This is a genomic window from Caballeronia zhejiangensis (assembly GCF_000698575.1).
Taxonomy (GTDB): Bacteria; Pseudomonadota; Gammaproteobacteria; order Burkholderiales; family Burkholderiaceae; genus Caballeronia; species Caballeronia zhejiangensis.
The window spans coordinates 163,001-176,604 of the sequence record NZ_JFHD01000006.1 but is presented as its reverse complement, the minus strand read 5'-3'; the positions used below and the strand labels follow the sequence as shown (position 1 = coordinate 176,604).

Genomic DNA, 13,604 nt, shown 5'->3' with positions numbered 1-13,604 from the left:
CCCGGCGCGCTCGTCGCCTCAATGAAGGAGAAAGACAGATGCCATCGTTTGACGTCGTCAGCGAAGCAAACATGATCGAAGTGAAGAACGCGATCGAGCAATCGAACAAGGAAATCTCGACGCGCTTCGACTTCAAGGGTTCGGATTCACGCGTCGAGCAGAAGGAGCGCGAACTCACGCTCTACGCCGACGACGACTTCAAGCTCGGCCAGGTGAAGGACGTTCTGCTGAACAAGATGGCCAAGCGCGGCGTCGACGTGCGTTTCCTCGACTACGGCAAGCAGGAGAAAATCGGCGGCGACAAATTGAAGCAAGTCGTCACGGTGAAAAAAGGCGTGTCGGGCGATCTGGCGAAGAAGATCGTCAAGATCGTGAAGGACAGCAAGATCAAGGTTCAGGCGAGCATTCAGGGCGACGCTGTGCGCGTGCAAGGCGCGAAGCGTGACGACCTGCAAAGCGCCATCGCGCTGCTCAAGAAGGAAGTCACGGACACGCCGCTCGACTTCAACAACTTCCGCGACTGATTCCTGATTGCTTCAGAAGCGAAAAAGCCGTTCCGGTTTGCGCCGGAACGGCTTTTTTGCATTATTCGGCGACCTTCTTTTTCTCGCCGATGCGGCTTTCCTTGCCCGCCAGCAGCTTCGAAATATTCGCGCGATGCCGCCAGATGAGCAGCAGGCTCATTGCCAGCACGGCGAGCGAGATGCGGCTCGGCCCGAACAGAAACACCTGAAAGAACGGCGCGAACACGGCCGCGACGAGCGCCGCGAGCGACGAATAGCGGAAGAAGAACGCGATGATGAGCCACGTGAGCAGCGTCGCGATACCGAGCGCCGGATGAATCGCGAGCAGCACGCCCGCCGCCGTCGCGACGCCCTTGCCGCCCTGGAACTTGAAGAAAACCGGGTACAGATGCCCGAGGAACACGGCGATGGCCGCGAGCGCCGTCGCCGTGTTGATGCCCGTTTGATCCCAGCCGAAGCTCGCGCCGAAGTGCGCGACGATCCACACGGGCAGCCAGCCCTTGAACGCATCGCCGATCAGCGTCAGGATCGCGGCCTTCTTGTTGCCGGTGCGCAGCACGTTCGTCGCGCCGGGATTGCCCGAGCCGTACGAGCGCGGATCGGCCAGTCCCATCGCGTGACTCACGACGACGGCAAACGAAATCGATCCGATCAGATAGGACGCGACGGCGACGAGCAGAAAAATCATGGTGTCTTTTCGGTTATGGCGAGAGCGGAACGCATTCTAATCGACGCTCGCGCACTGCACGGGTTTCGCGCCCAGCAACTCGGTCAGCACGTTCGGATCGATGCTCACGAGATACCCCCGTCGCCCGCCGTTCAGATAGATGCGATCGAGTTCGAGAATGCTCGATTCGACGTACACCGGCATCGCTTTTTTCGTGCCGAACGGCGACGTGCCGCCCACGAGAAACCCCGAATGCCGGTTCGCCACTTCGGGCTTGCAGGGTTCGACGCGCTTCGCGCCAATCTGACGCGCGAGATTCTTCGTGGATACCGTGCGGTCGCCGTGCATGAGGACGATCAGCGGCTTGGCGTGCTCGTCTTCCATGACGAGCGTCTTGACTACGATATGTTCGTCCACGCCGAGCTGACGCGCGGATTCCTCCGTGCCGCCGTGCTCGACGTAATCGTAAGGATGCTCGCCGAATTCAACCTTGTGACGACGCAGGAATTGCGTCGCGGGCGTTTCGGACACGTGTTTGGCTTTCGACATGCCACGCATTGTAGCGGCGCGCCGTGGCGCTCACCATCGGCCATTCGGCCGAGTATGCAGCGCAACGCGGCCGTGGCACGATCGTTCGCAGATGACGCTATCCGCGCGGATGATGCTCCCGATGCAGCTTCTGCAGCCGCTCGCGCGCGACGTGCGTGTAGATCTGCGTCGTGGAGATGTCCGAGTGGCCGAGCAGCAATTGCACGACGCGCAGGTCCGCGCCGTGATTGAGCAGATGCGTCGCGAACGCGTGCCGCAGCGTGTGCGGCGAGAGCGGCGCGTGCACGCCGCCGTTCAGCGCATGACGCTTGATGATGTTCCAGAACTGCTGGCGCGTCATGCCTTCGCCGCGCGCGGTGACGAAGAGCGCATCGGCGGAGCGCGCGCCGAGCAGCACCTGACGCGCATCGCGCAGATAGCGTTCGAGCCAGTCGTGCGCCGTTTCGCCGAACGGAATCAGGCGTTCTTTCGAGCCTTTGCCCATCACGCGCACGACGCCTTCGTTCAGGCCGACTTCGACCGTCTTCAGCGTGACGAGCTCGGTCACGCGCAGGCCGCTCGCATACATCAGTTCGAGCATCGTGCGGTCGCGCAAGCCGAGCGGCGTCTCGATGTCGGGTGCGCCGAGCAGCGCTTCGACTTGCGACTCGTTGAGCGTCGACGGAAAGCGCGGCGGCTGCTTGGCCGAGCGCAGCTTGAGCGTCGGATCGGCGGACACGCGATGCTCGCGCAACGCCCACGCGTAATAGCGCCGAAAGACCGACAGACGCCGGTTCGCGGACGTCGCCTTGTCGCCGCGGCGCGCGGCCATGTAGCCGTTCATGTCGGCTTCGACGGCGGCATCGATCGACGCGCCGCGCGTCTTGCCGAGCCATTCCGCGAAGAGTTTGAGGTCGCGCCGGTACGCTTCGAGCGAGTTCTTGGCGAGGCCGTGTTCGAGCCAGAGCGCATCGCAAAAGAGATCGATCGCGTCCTGACTCGCGACGAGTTCCGGTGCTTGTATTGCTTCAGTCGTTGCGCTCGTCATGCGATCGATACACCTTCATGCGCCAGCAGCCAGCGCTTCACGTTGCGATAAAAACCTTCGCCGGGATGATGCGCGAAACCGCCGATCCCGCCCGAGGCCACTACCCGGTGGCACGGTATCACGATCGGCAGCGGATTGGAGCCGCACGCCTGCCCGACCGCGCGCGGCACGCTGCCGATCTCGCGCGCGAGCTGGCCATAGGTCCAGACTTGGCCCGCCGCGATGCCCGAGATGCCGCGCCATACGCGCTGCTGAAACGCGGTGCCGCGAAGCGCGAGCGGTAGGTCGAAGCGCATCGAAGGCGTCTGAAAATACGCGCGGATCTGCGCGGCGGCTTCCTTCGCGAGCGGCGTTTCAGGCTCAATGCTGCCGACATCGTCCGGCAGATAGACGATCTCGCGCACGCATTGCGCATCGGCGCGAATGCCGACCTTGCCGAACGGGGCGTCGATCACGGCATCGAATGGCTTCACGTTCTTGTCCCTTGATCGAGCGCCCACAGCACATGCTCGCGCACCAACGCCGAGGAATCGTCCGCACGCGCGCGCAATGCATCGGCGATCGCTTCGCGTTCTTCCGCATCGAGCGACGGATCGCGCAACGCATTGCCCATCGCGACCGCGATATTGCGCAGCCAGCGCTCATGCCCAATGCGCCGGATCGCGCTGCCCTGCATGCGCGTGTCGAAATCCGCCGCGCTCCATGCGAACAGCTCGACGAGTGTCGCGCGATCGAGTCCGTGGCGCACGTCGAAATCCGCGACCGGCGCGGCCTGCGCGAACTTGTTCCACGGACAGACGAGCTGACAATCGTCGCATCCATACACGCGATTGCTGATCAGCGGACGCATCTCCTCGGGAATGCTGCCGTGCAGTTCGATCGTCAGATACGAGATGCAGCGCCGCGCGTCGACGCGATACGGCGCCACGATCGCGCCCGTCGGACACGCGCCGATGCAGCGCGTGCACTGCCCGCAATGCGCGCCTTCGTGCTCGGGATGCGGATCGACGGGCAACGGGACATCGACGAAAATTTCGCCGAGGAAGAAGAGCGATCCGGCGTCGCGATCGAGCAGCAACGTATGCTTGCCGCGCCAGCCGGCGCCCGCTTTCTGCGCGAGCGCGACTTCGAGCACTGGCGCTGAATCCGTGAACGCGCGATGCCCGAACGGCCCGATCTCGCGCTCGATGCGCTCCGCCAGCTGCTGCAGGCGATTGCGCATGACCTTGTGATAATCGCGCCCGCGTGCGTAGATGGAGACCATCGCCTGCGACGGCTTCGCGAGCCGCGACCATTCGATCGCGCGCCAGTCGTTCTTCTGACCGTCGGCTGTCGCGACACTTTCATCGCCCTTTTTCGCGAGCGTTTCCGCAGGAAGATAGGCCATGCGCGCGGTGATGACACGTCGCGTGCCGGCCACAAGCTCGGCCGGTCTTGCGCGTTTCATCCCATGTTTGGCCATATAATCCATTTCGCCGTGATAGCCTGCTTCGAGCCAATCAGTCAGGCCCTTCTCGGCATCCGTCAGGTCGATATCGCTGATGCCGACCGCACCGAACCCCAACTCGCGCCCCCATGTCTTGATGCGCTGCGCGAGTTCTGCCAGCGCGTTTTCATCGAGATCGAAGACGCGAGACTCTGAATCGGATTCAGCGGCGGCGTCGCTGGACGCTGTCGTGATTTCAACGGAATGTTCCGGCAATCGGTTCATCACGACATTTTACGAGCAATGCCCGAAAGCCCCGCACGAACGACGCAAGACTTATCCGCCGCGCTTCTCGAACGCCGCTTCGACCTGCGCGACGAAGCCGCGACGCTCGTTTTCGGAGAACGCTTCGCGCGCGCCATCGACGCTACGCGTCTGTCCATATCGCACGCTTCGTCTGAACGTTTTCACGGTCTGCAAGTCCAGTTGATCGGTGATCTCGGCGCGGGCAAGACCACGCTCGTGCGCGCGACCTTGCGCGCGCTCGGCCACGTCGGCCGCGTGAAGAGCCCGACTTACACGCTCGTCGAGCCGTATTCGCTCGTCACCAAAAGCGGTCCGCTCGACGTTTATCACTTCGATCTCTATCGCTTCGCCGATCCGGCCGAATGGGCCGATGCCGGCTTTCGCGAATATTTCGATGCGGGCGCGGTGTGCCTCGTCGAATGGCCGCAACAGGCGGGCGGCCTGCTCGGCGTGCCGGATCTCGTGTTTGCGCTGTCCCTGCCGGACGAAGGAACGTCGAACGATGAAGGCCGCGTGCTGACCGCGCGGGCATTTAGCGAAACAGGAAAGTCATGTCTCGAAAGATGTTGATCAAGCCATTTCATTCGATCGAATCGGCTGCCCAAGCGCCGCACAACTGGCGTCGCCGTCAGGTGTTGCGCGCAGGCGCTTCGACGCTCGTGCTCGCGCTCGTCGGACCGAAGCTCGCGCATGCGAGCAGCGTGCTCGGCGTGCGCGTGTGGCCCGCGCGCGACTACACCCGCGTGACGATCGAATCGGACCAGCCGCTTCAGAACGCCAATCAGCTATTGCAGGGGCCGGACCGGCTCGTGGTCGATCTCTCCGGCATCGATCTCGATCAGGCGCTGCGCGATCTCGTCTCGAAGATCACGCCGAACGATCCGCAGATTCAGGCGGTGCGCATCGGGCAATATCAGCCGCATGTCGTGCGCATGGTGTTCGATCTGAAAGGATCGGTGAAGCCGCAGGTGTTCACGCTCGGGCCGATCGGCAGCTACAAATATCGGCTCGTGTTCGATCTGTATCCGGCCGTCGCGCCCGATCCGCTGATGGAACTGCTCGCGCAGACCGAGCGCAAGCAGGAAGCGCTCGACCGCGCCAATCCGAATCCGCCCGCGCCGCCGCCCGCGACGCTTTCCGGGCCGGCGACCGCGCAGAAACCGACGACGCCCGATTCCACCGACGAGTTCTTCCAAAAGTACGCGCAGAACGAAACGCCCGCCGAAACGCCGCCGAAACCGGCGGTCAAGCCGCGCGTGCCGGCGCCGCCGCCCGTCATCGCGAAGAAGGACGACGACAACGACGCCTACGCATTCTCGACGCCCAAGCAAGGCGCCGGCACGACGCGCCTGCTCACCGTCGCGATCGATCCCGGTCACGGCGGCGAAGATCCGGGCGCGATCGGCGGCCAAGGCACGTATGAGAAGCACATCGCGCTCGACATCGCAAAGAAGCTGCGCGCGAAGATCGACTCCCAGCCCAACATGCGCGCGATGATGACCCGCGACGCCGACTTCTTCGTGCCGCTCAACGTGCGCGTGCAAAAGGCGCAGCGCGTCTCCGCCGATCTTTTCGTGTCGATTCACGCCGATGCCTTCACGTCGCCCGAAGCGCGTGGATCGTCGGTGTTCGCGCTGTCGGAGCATGGCGCGTCGAGCGCGGCTGCGCGCTGGATGGCGAACAAGGAAAACTCGTCGGATCAGGTCGGCGGCATCAACGTGAAGTCGCAGGACGCGAGCGTGAACCGCGCGCTCTTCGACATGTCGACGACCGCGCAGATCCGCGATTCGATGCGCTACGGCAGTTTCGTGCTGAACGAAATCGGCGGCATCAACAAGCTGCACAAGGGTTCGGTCGAGCAGGCGGGTTTCGCCGTGCTGAAGGCGCCGGACATTCCGTCGATCCTCGTGGAGACCGCGTTCATCAGCAATCCGGACGAGGAAACGCGCCTGAACGACGACGCCTATCGCGACAAGATGGCCAACGCGATCATGAAGGGCATCAAGCGCTACTTCGCGGCAAATCCGCCGCTCGCGAAGAGCCGCATGACGTAAAAATCCGGCCGGGTTTCGTTCAGCGCGCCGGCAGAATGCGCTGAACGAGCCGCGCGCCGAATACGTTCACCACGAGTCCCGCCATCACGAGCGCCGCGCCCGCTACCTGCGCCGAATTCAAACCCTCGCCGAGAAACAGCGCCGCCGACGCCAGCCCGATCACCGGGACGAGCAGCGAGAACGGCGCGACGCTTCCCGCCGGATAGCGCGCGAGCAACTTTCCCCACAAGCTGTAACCGACGATCGTCGCGATGAACGAAAGATAGAGAATCGCGAAGATCGAGATGAGCGGAATCGTCGCCAGACTGGATTCGATGCGCGCCGCGCCTTCGAAGATGAGCGAGAGCGCGAGGAACGGCAGCGGCGGAATCAGGCTGCCCCACACCACGAGCGAGAGCAGATCGACCTTGCCCATGCGCTTCGTCACGATATTGCCGAGCGCCCACATCGCGGCGGCGGCGAGCGTGAAGAGAAAGCCGGTGATGGTCATCGCGTGACCGCCGCGCATGCCGATGAGCGCAAGCCCCGCCGCCGCGATCAGCAGGCCGGCGACGTTCGCCGCGCGGATGCGCTCGCCGAGGAACATCGACGCGAAGATGAGCGTGAAGAATGCTTGCGCCTGCAGCACGAGCGACGCGAGACCGGCGGGCATGCCCACGTACATGCCGTAGAAAAGCAGCGCGAACTGCCCGAGAGAAATGGTGAGGCCGTAGGCGAAGAGCCAGCGCAGCGGAATCTGCGGACGCTTGACGAAGATTGCGGGCACGGCGGCGAGCGCGAAGCGCAGCGCGCCGAGCAGCATCGGCGGAACACCGTGCAGTCCTAGCTTGATGACGACGAAATTCACGCCCCACGCGAGAATGACCACCGATGCGATCAGCAAATCCTTTGGCGACATCGCCCCTCTTCCTTGTGTCATGTGCGTCGTTGGCGAGCCGTAAAGTGTAGCCGAGGGCGCGGCGGCAGGCTTGTCAAATCCTGCGCGGCATGACGATGCACGCAAAAAGCGCCCGCGCCTCGTGAAAGGCGCGAGCGCTTTCGCTGCGATGATGCGAAACGGCGCCTACTTCGACTGACCCGATTCCGTGTTGGCGTTGTTGCCGGTTTCGACGGCCGGCGTCTTCTTGGTCGCCGTCGATTTCGTCGTGTGCTTGTGCATCTTGTGCTTCTTAGGCGTCGTGGCGGCCGAACTATCGGTGGTTGCGCCGACCGTATCGTTGCCCATCGCCGCCGACGAATTGCCCGACGAGGTCTGCGCGAACGCGCCCGTTGCGGCGGTGGCCGTGAAAAGGCCAGCGGTGATGGCGATCAAAAGCTTGTTCTTGCTCATTTCGACTCCCTATCCAGATTGTCACGTTGCGAAAGTTGCGCCAAGCCGCGAGCGTGAAATCCACGCGGCACCAAAAAAACGAAAGTCTCGGCGGCAACGCCTGCGCCGCGCGGCATCGGCCGGTAGAATCGGCTGATCCACGCGCCATTCCGGCGCGCGATCTTCCTTCCGGAACCCGCCATGCCTTCGACGATCCGCGCAGTGCTGAAGCCACACCAACATGACGTCGGCGGCCTCATGGTGCGGCGCGTGCTGCCCGCCCTCGCGGCGCGCACCGTCGGACCCTTCATCTTTTTCGACCATATCGGTCCCGCAACGCTCGTGCCCGGAAACGGCCTCGACGTGCGCCCGCATCCGCATATCGGGCTCGCGACGGTCACGTATCTGTTCGACGGCGCGATCATGCATCGCGATAGCGTCGGCTCCGTGCAGAAGATCGTTCCCGGCGACGTCAACTGGATGACCGCGGGCCGCGGCATCGTCCATTCCGAGCGCACGCCCGACGAGGAACGCGCATCCGGCCAGACGATGCACGGCATCCAGACGTGGGTCGCGATGCCCGCCGCGAGCGAGGACATTGAGCCGGCCTTCGAGCATCACGCGGCGGCGGCGTTGCCGCAGATCGAGCGCGACGGCGTCACGCTGCGCATCATCGCGGGCACGGCGTTCGGCGCGAAAGCGCCCACGCGCACGTTTTCGCCGACGCTTTATGTCGCCGCGCAGTTCACGCCCGGCAGCGCGATCACGCTCGATACGGAGCACGAGGAGCGCGGCGTGTATCTCGTGAGCGGCGATTTGTCGATCGACGGCGAACCGCTGCCCGAACAGGAGATGGCCGTGCTCGCGCCCGGCGCCGACGCGAAGCTGACAAGCGCGAACGGCGCGGTCGCGATGCTGCTCGGCGGCGCGCCGCTCGACGGCGCGCGCTTCATCGAATGGAATTTCGTGTCGAGTTCGCGCGAGAAGATCGACGCGGCCAAGATCGCCTGGAGCGAGCAGCGCATGGGCCACGTGCCCGGCGAGACCGAGTTCATTCCGCTGCCGCCGCAGCGCCGCGAGAATCGCGCGCCCGAAGCCTGACGCGCTTGAGAACCGGCTGTGTCGTCCCCAAGTAATCGGGGTCGACCGAAAGCATTAGGAGAAAACGCATGGATACGACCCTCGCCACATTCGAGAAAGATGTCATCAACGCGTCGATGCTGGCGCCCGTGCTCGTCGATTTCTGGGCGCCCTGGTGCGGCCCGTGCAAGACGCTCGGCCCGATGCTCGAGAAGCTCGAGGTCGAAGCGGCGGGCGCCTGGAATCTCGTCAAGGTGAACGTCGACGAGAATCAGGAACTCGCCGCGCATTTCCAGGTGCGCAGCATTCCGCACGTCATTGCGTTCGCAGAAGGACGACCGGTCGATCAGTTCATCGGCGTGCTGCCGGAAGGCCAGTTGCGCGAGTTCATCGACCGTCTCGTGCCCGCCGGCGCCGATGCAGAGCGCCGCGCCGCGCAGAGCGCGTGGGCCGCGGGCGATCGCCAGCTCGCGATCGACACCATCAAGGCCGCGCTCGCGCTCGATCCCGGTTTCGAAGACGCGCGTCTCGATCTGATCGAATGGCTGATCGCGGAACGCCGCATCGACGAAGCGAAGGAAGAAGACAAGCTGTTGTCGCCGAAGACGACGCAAGGCATCGACGCGCGCTACAACGCGTTGAAGACCGAGCTCGACGCCGCCGATGCAGCCGCCGATCTGCCGCCCGCCGACGCGCTCATCGACGCCGTGAACGCGAATCCCGACGATCTCGATGCGCGCTTTGCACTGGCCAATCGGCTGATCGCGGGCCGCGATTACGCTGGCGCGCTCGAACATCTGCTTGCGATTGTCGTGCGCGACCGCGCCTTCATGGACGACGTCGGCCGCAAGACGATGCTGTCGGTGTTCGAACTCGCCGCGAATCAGCCGGATCTCGTTTCGCAGTGGCGGCGCAAGTTAAGCGCGGCGATCAACTGATCGTCGATCGATCGACCCGCTTTGGATGAAAAATGGCCAGCTATCGAAGCTGGCCATTTTCGTTTCAGGCGGCGCGCTTCGCCAATTCGCGCAAGACATGCGCGGCCGCCGCGAAGCCGAAGCTCGCCGTCACGCACACGCTCGAACCGAAGCCCGCGCAATTCAGCCCGACCGGCCCCGCGTAATTCGCGCCGGTTTCGAAATGTTCGGCGCCTTCGCTGATATCGCACGCGGGCGCTTCGGGATAGATCAGCGGCTCGTCCGAATACACCGCGCTCACCTTGAATCGCGCCTTCGGTCCGCGCGGAAAACCGTGCAGCTTGCGCAACTGGCCGCGCACTTTCGAGAGCAGCGGATCCTGAATCGTGAGCGCGAGATCGTCGATGCGAATGCGCGTCGGATCGAGCTGCCCGCCCGCGCCGCCGACCGTGATGAGCGCCTGCTTGCGCGCCACGCACCACGCGATGAGCGCCGTTTTCGTACGCACGCTGTCGATCGCGTCGATCACATAGTCGAAACCGCCGCCGAGCGTTTCATCGAAATTGCCCGGCTCCACGAAGTCTTCGATCTGCCGCACGTCGCACGCCGGATCGATCAGTTTGATGCGCTCGGCCATCGCCGTGACTTTCGCCTTGCCGTAGTTGCCGTCGAGTGCGTGAATCTGACGATTCGTGTTGCTTTCGGCGACGTTATCGAGATCGATCAGCGTAAGCCGGCCGACAGCACTGCGCGCAAGCGCTTCGGCAACCCACGAACCCACGCCGCCGATGCCGATCACGGCGACATGCGCCCGCTCGAACGCGGCGAGCGCGGGCGCGCCGTAGAGGCGCGCGATGCCGCCGAAGCGCCGGTCGCGATCGGCGAGTTCGTGGGCGCTGGGCGTCGCGGTGGTTTCCGATGAAGCGTTCATGTCGTGCGGATGGATGAAATCGGATGCATTGAAAGCAAACTAAAAGCTGCCGAAATGCACCGCACGTTGTGCGGCGTCAAGCAACGCTTACAGGCGGCTATCGAGTTCGCGAACGTGGTAGTTCGATCATGCAAAATGCGGTCGAATTGCGTATTCTGCCTTATCGAAACCATGAACGTGATAGCCGCGACTGCCGCGCTCCCGGCACGCGGTGCGGGCACGGGTAATCAGGGCAAGATCGTTTCACCTTGGCTATACTGACGCGACTGTAGCGCTTGCATAAAAAATGACGACCCTCGCAGACCTTCGCAAAAACTATTCGCGCGGCGCGCTCGATGTGTCCGACGTCGACCCGAATCCGATAAGCCAGTTTCAAACCTGGTTCGCCCAGGCGCTCGATGCGAAGCTGCCCGAACCGAATGCGATGACGCTTGCGACCGTCGATGGCCAGGGCCGTCCGTCCGCGCGCATCGTGCTCATCAAGGGCGTCGACGAACGCGGATTTGTTTTTTTTACCAATTACGATAGCCGCAAGGGCCGCGAACTCGCCGCGAATCCGGCCGCGAGCCTGCTGTTCCACTGGATCGAGCTCGAGCGTCAGGTGCGCATCGAGGGCCGCGTCGAAAAGACGAGCGATGAGGAGAGCGATGTGTATTACGCGTCGCGTCCGCTCGGCTCGCGCATCGGCGCGTGGGCATCGGATCAGAGTCAGCCGCTCGAAAGCCGCGAGGCGCTGGAAGCGCGCGAGCGCGAGATGATCGCGAAGTACGGCGACGCGCCGCCGCGCCCGCCGCACTGGGGCGGATATCGTCTGGTGCCGGACACCGTCGAATTCTGGCAGGGACGCCCGTCGCGCCTGCACGATCGCATCGTGTACACGCGGGACGGCGCGGGCGATCCGTGGCAAATCATGAGACTCGCGCCGTAAATCAATAAAACGCGGGCATTGGCAGCAACCGAGATCGCAACGGCAACGAACATGAAGGCGCGAGCCTTCACCTTGATTTTCTTTAGCGCGGAGAAACAAGCATGTTCTGGGAGAAGAAGCTGACGCAGTGGGTTGAGGAAGTGCGCGCGCGGGCCAATTTGCCCGCGCGTCTCGTGCTGTGGGATGGCCAGCAGCACGATTTCGGCCAGTTCGCCGCGCCTCAGGTGACGTTGCACGTAAAGAGCGCGACCGCGCTGCCCTACCTGCTCGAACCGAGTCTCGACAATCTCGGCGAAGCCTACGTGAAGGGCAAGATCGACATCGAAGGCAAGCTGTCCGACATCATCAACATCGGCTACTCGCTCGCGAAAAGCACGGTGACGAGCGCGAGCAAGCTCGCCCGCGTGCGACGCTACTTCAATCATTCGAAGACGTCGGACAAGAAAGCCATTCAGTACCACTACGATGTGTCGAACGAGTTTTATCAGCTCTGGCTCGACAAGAACATGGTGTATTCCTGCGCCTACTTCGAGAATGGCGACGAAGACATCGACACCGCGCAGTTGAAGAAGATCGACCACATTCTCACGAAGATCCAGTTGCAGCCGGGCCAGCGCCTGCTCGATATCGGCTGCGGCTGGGGCGCGCTCGTGATCCGCGCGGCGCAGAAGTTCGGCGCGAATTGCGTCGGCGTCACGCTTTCGGACAATCAGTTCAAGCTCGCGACCGAGCGCGTGAAAGCCGCGGGCCTCGCCGACCGGATCGAAATTCGCCTTCAAGACTATCGCGATATTCCGGGGCAGTTCGACCGCATCACGAGCGTCGGGATGTTCGAGCACGTCGGACGCAAGAATCTGCCGGAATACTTCTCGAGGATTCGCGATCTGCTTGTCGATGACGGCGTCGCGATGAACCACGGCATCACGTCTTCCGATGCCGACAGCGGCGAGACATCGCTCGGCGGCGGCGAGTTCATCGACAAGTATGTGTTTCCGGATGGCGAGCTGCCGCACATCAGCCTCGCGCTCGAATGCATGCAGCGAGGCGGGCTGGAGGCGATCGACGTCGAAAGCCTGCGGCGGCATTACGCGCGCACGCTCGACATCTGGGCCGAGCGGTTTGAGGCCAACGCGGAACAAGCGAAGAAGCTCGTCGACGATGAGCATTTCCGCATCTGGCGCGTGTATCTCGCGGGCTGCGCGTATGCGTTCGAGAACGACGACGTGTCGATCTATCAGGTGATCTGCCGCAAGGCGGGACGCAGCGCGACGACGCTGCCGTGGTCGCGGCGGTATATCTATGAGAAGGCGCTCTGAGACGGGGGCTGATGCTTGAATCAGGCGCAGCGCTTGCCGGTGCCGCGCCTGTTTTTTCGACTATCCGGGCAAGAATTCGCCGTCCATGATCTGCTCGATCGACCAGGGACAGCTTTCCGCGAAATCTTCCAGACCGGTTTCGTTCGAGGCTGCCACGACCGCTTTTTCCCATACGAACGCGAACCACTCCGAATCGCTGAACTTGCCTTTCAAGCTGGGCGCTTCATCGAGCACCAGAGCCACGTCCTTGCGTTGCACTGCGATCATGCGCCTCCAGCTATTGCCACGCCACCCTGGCTGATACTGCCATTTGAGCAAATGGGCTAACAAAACAGTGAGACGACTCACCAGTTCTCGCTGTTCACTCTTACCCACGTCCTCGATCTCCTCCGCGATATGCTCGATGTCCAGAGCCGAGAGCTGCCCCGAGCGCAGCAATGCCGCTTGCTCTTTCGCCCAGAGCACGACGTCCTGTTCGTAGCGCGTTCGCACCTCAAACTCCTGTCTCATCCCGGATCCCCTGCCCGGACACTCGGATATTCTATCCGCTACACTGCGACTTCTTTCGCG

The 13,604-nt window shown here is 63.3% G+C and carries 16 protein-coding genes; 7 read left to right on the top strand and 9 right to left on the bottom strand.

The genetic code is table 11. The features are described 5' to 3' along the window. Positions 1 to 38 precede the first annotated feature (38 nt). Entirely contained in the window at positions 39 to 524 is a 486-nt protein-coding gene (locus tag BG60_RS11560; RefSeq protein ID WP_008342740.1) for a YajQ family cyclic di-GMP-binding protein, read from the top strand. Between the two features lie 61 nt (positions 525 to 585). Here the strand turns inward: BG60_RS11560 and plsY are convergent, their stop codons facing one another. The 5 genes from plsY to queG all read right to left on the bottom strand — a co-directional run bounded on the left by plsY (position 586) and on the right by queG (position 4,478). Beyond that, a complete protein-coding gene (gene plsY / locus BG60_RS11555; RefSeq protein ID WP_008342743.1) occupies positions 586 to 1,212 on the bottom strand; it encodes a glycerol-3-phosphate 1-O-acyltransferase PlsY in 627 nt (208 codons plus the stop codon). Between the two features lie 36 nt (positions 1,213 to 1,248). Further along, the gene (gene ybaK, locus BG60_RS11550; RefSeq protein WP_008342744.1) at positions 1,249 to 1,740 is read right to left on the bottom strand and encodes a Cys-tRNA(Pro) deacylase; all 492 of its coding nucleotides are present in this window, start codon (positions 1,738 to 1,740) and stop codon (positions 1,249 to 1,251) included. 97 nt (positions 1,741 to 1,837) lie between these two features. Then, positions 1,838 to 2,767: a site-specific tyrosine recombinase XerD gene (gene xerD, locus BG60_RS11545; RefSeq protein WP_034471576.1), complete on the bottom strand. Its 930-nt coding sequence runs from the start codon at positions 2,765 to 2,767 to the stop codon at positions 1,838 to 1,840. Continuing rightward, complete coding sequence (locus BG60_RS11540; protein WP_034471573.1) at positions 2,764 to 3,240, bottom strand: methylated-DNA--[protein]-cysteine S-methyltransferase; 477 nt, start codon at positions 3,238 to 3,240, stop codon at positions 2,764 to 2,766. The genes xerD and BG60_RS11540 overlap by 4 nt, the downstream gene beginning before the upstream one ends. Further along, positions 3,237 to 4,478: a tRNA epoxyqueuosine(34) reductase QueG gene (gene queG, locus BG60_RS11535; protein WP_034471570.1), complete on the bottom strand. Its 1,242-nt coding sequence runs from the start codon at positions 4,476 to 4,478 to the stop codon at positions 3,237 to 3,239. Before queG ends, BG60_RS11540 begins: the two co-directional genes overlap by 4 nt. A gap of 18 nt (positions 4,479 to 4,496) precedes the next feature. Here queG and tsaE point away from each other — a divergent pair, with 18 nt between their 5' ends. Both tsaE and BG60_RS11525 read left to right on the top strand, forming a co-directional pair. Continuing rightward, entirely contained in the window at positions 4,497 to 5,069 is a 573-nt protein-coding gene (gene tsaE, locus BG60_RS11530; RefSeq protein ID WP_008342749.1) for a tRNA (adenosine(37)-N6)-threonylcarbamoyltransferase complex ATPase subunit type 1 TsaE, read from the top strand. Continuing rightward, positions 5,051 to 6,553 carry an N-acetylmuramoyl-L-alanine amidase gene (locus BG60_RS11525; RefSeq protein WP_034471568.1) on the top strand — a complete coding sequence of 501 codons (1,503 nt, stop codon included), beginning with the start codon at positions 5,051 to 5,053 and terminating at the stop codon, positions 6,551 to 6,553. Before tsaE ends, BG60_RS11525 begins: the two co-directional genes overlap by 19 nt. A 19-nt stretch (positions 6,554 to 6,572) precedes the next feature. Here the strand turns inward: BG60_RS11525 and BG60_RS11520 are convergent, their stop codons facing one another. After that, a complete protein-coding gene (locus BG60_RS11520) occupies positions 6,573 to 7,451 on the bottom strand; it encodes an O-acetylserine/cysteine exporter (RefSeq protein WP_008342753.1) in 879 nt (292 codons plus the stop codon). A 165-nt stretch (positions 7,452 to 7,616) separates the two neighbouring features. Beyond that, a complete protein-coding gene (locus tag BG60_RS11515; protein ID WP_008342754.1) occupies positions 7,617 to 7,883 on the bottom strand; it encodes a hypothetical protein in 267 nt (88 codons plus the stop codon). 180 nt (positions 7,884 to 8,063) lie between these two features. On the opposite strand from BG60_RS11515, the gene BG60_RS11510 reads away from it, so the two are divergent. Together BG60_RS11510 and trxA are read left to right on the top strand one after the other, a co-directional pair. Further along, positions 8,064 to 8,963, top strand: coding sequence for a pirin family protein (locus BG60_RS11510; protein ID WP_034471566.1), 900 nt, complete (start codon positions 8,064 to 8,066; stop codon positions 8,961 to 8,963). 68 nt (positions 8,964 to 9,031) lie between these two features. Then, entirely contained in the window at positions 9,032 to 9,880 is an 849-nt protein-coding gene (gene trxA / locus BG60_RS11505; RefSeq protein WP_008342757.1) for a thioredoxin, read from the top strand. Between the two features lie 64 nt (positions 9,881 to 9,944). On the opposite strand, the gene BG60_RS11500 is transcribed toward trxA, so the two are convergent. Next, complete coding sequence (locus BG60_RS11500) at positions 9,945 to 10,790, bottom strand: tRNA threonylcarbamoyladenosine dehydratase (RefSeq protein WP_008342759.1); 846 nt, start codon at positions 10,788 to 10,790, stop codon at positions 9,945 to 9,947. 286 nt (positions 10,791 to 11,076) lie between these two features. Between BG60_RS11500 and pdxH the strand changes: the two genes are divergently transcribed. Continuing rightward, positions 11,077 to 11,718 (top strand): pyridoxamine 5'-phosphate oxidase, encoded by a 642-nt coding sequence (pdxH, locus tag BG60_RS11490; RefSeq protein WP_034471562.1) that lies wholly within the window; start codon positions 11,077 to 11,079, stop codon positions 11,716 to 11,718. A gap of 101 nt (positions 11,719 to 11,819) precedes the next feature. Beyond that, positions 11,820 to 13,034 (top strand): SAM-dependent methyltransferase, encoded by a 1,215-nt coding sequence (locus BG60_RS11485; protein WP_034471560.1) that lies wholly within the window; start codon positions 11,820 to 11,822, stop codon positions 13,032 to 13,034. A 60-nt stretch (positions 13,035 to 13,094) separates the two neighbouring features. Here the strand turns inward: BG60_RS11485 and BG60_RS11480 are convergent, their stop codons facing one another. Beyond that, positions 13,095 to 13,526, bottom strand: coding sequence for a DUF29 domain-containing protein (locus BG60_RS11480; RefSeq protein WP_034471702.1), 432 nt, complete (start codon positions 13,524 to 13,526; stop codon positions 13,095 to 13,097). Between the last annotated feature and the right edge of the window lie 78 nt (positions 13,527 to 13,604).

What these genes read in the sequence shown, in the direction of transcription:
- BG60_RS11520 (WP_008342753.1), bottom strand. Translation starts at nt 7,451, where the DNA reads ATGTCGCCAAAGGATTTGCTGATCGCATCGGTGGTCATTCTCGCGTGG.
- tsaE (WP_008342749.1), top strand. Translation starts at nt 4,497, where the DNA reads ATGCCCGAAAGCCCCGCACGAACGACGCAAGACTTATCCGCCGCGCTT.
- BG60_RS11515 (WP_008342754.1), bottom strand. Translation starts at nt 7,883, where the DNA reads ATGAGCAAGAACAAGCTTTTGATCGCCATCACCGCTGGCCTTTTCACG.
- ybaK (WP_008342744.1), bottom strand. Translation starts at nt 1,740, where the DNA reads ATGTCGAAAGCCAAACACGTGTCCGAAACGCCCGCGACGCAATTCCTG.
- BG60_RS11560 (WP_008342740.1), top strand. Translation starts at nt 39, where the DNA reads ATGCCATCGTTTGACGTCGTCAGCGAAGCAAACATGATCGAAGTGAAG.
- pdxH (WP_034471562.1), top strand. Translation starts at nt 11,077, where the DNA reads ATGACGACCCTCGCAGACCTTCGCAAAAACTATTCGCGCGGCGCGCTC.
- trxA (WP_008342757.1), top strand. Translation starts at nt 9,032, where the DNA reads ATGGATACGACCCTCGCCACATTCGAGAAAGATGTCATCAACGCGTCG.
- queG (WP_034471570.1), bottom strand. Translation starts at nt 4,478, where the DNA reads ATGAACCGATTGCCGGAACATTCCGTTGAAATCACGACAGCGTCCAGC.
- BG60_RS11485 (WP_034471560.1), top strand. Translation starts at nt 11,820, where the DNA reads ATGTTCTGGGAGAAGAAGCTGACGCAGTGGGTTGAGGAAGTGCGCGCG.
- plsY (WP_008342743.1), bottom strand. Translation starts at nt 1,212, where the DNA reads ATGATTTTTCTGCTCGTCGCCGTCGCGTCCTATCTGATCGGATCGATT.
- BG60_RS11510 (WP_034471566.1), top strand. Translation starts at nt 8,064, where the DNA reads ATGCCTTCGACGATCCGCGCAGTGCTGAAGCCACACCAACATGACGTC.
- BG60_RS11500 (WP_008342759.1), bottom strand. Translation starts at nt 10,790, where the DNA reads ATGAACGCTTCATCGGAAACCACCGCGACGCCCAGCGCCCACGAACTC.
- BG60_RS11525 (WP_034471568.1), top strand. Translation starts at nt 5,051, where the DNA reads ATGTCTCGAAAGATGTTGATCAAGCCATTTCATTCGATCGAATCGGCT.
- xerD (WP_034471576.1), bottom strand. Translation starts at nt 2,767, where the DNA reads ATGACGAGCGCAACGACTGAAGCAATACAAGCACCGGAACTCGTCGCG.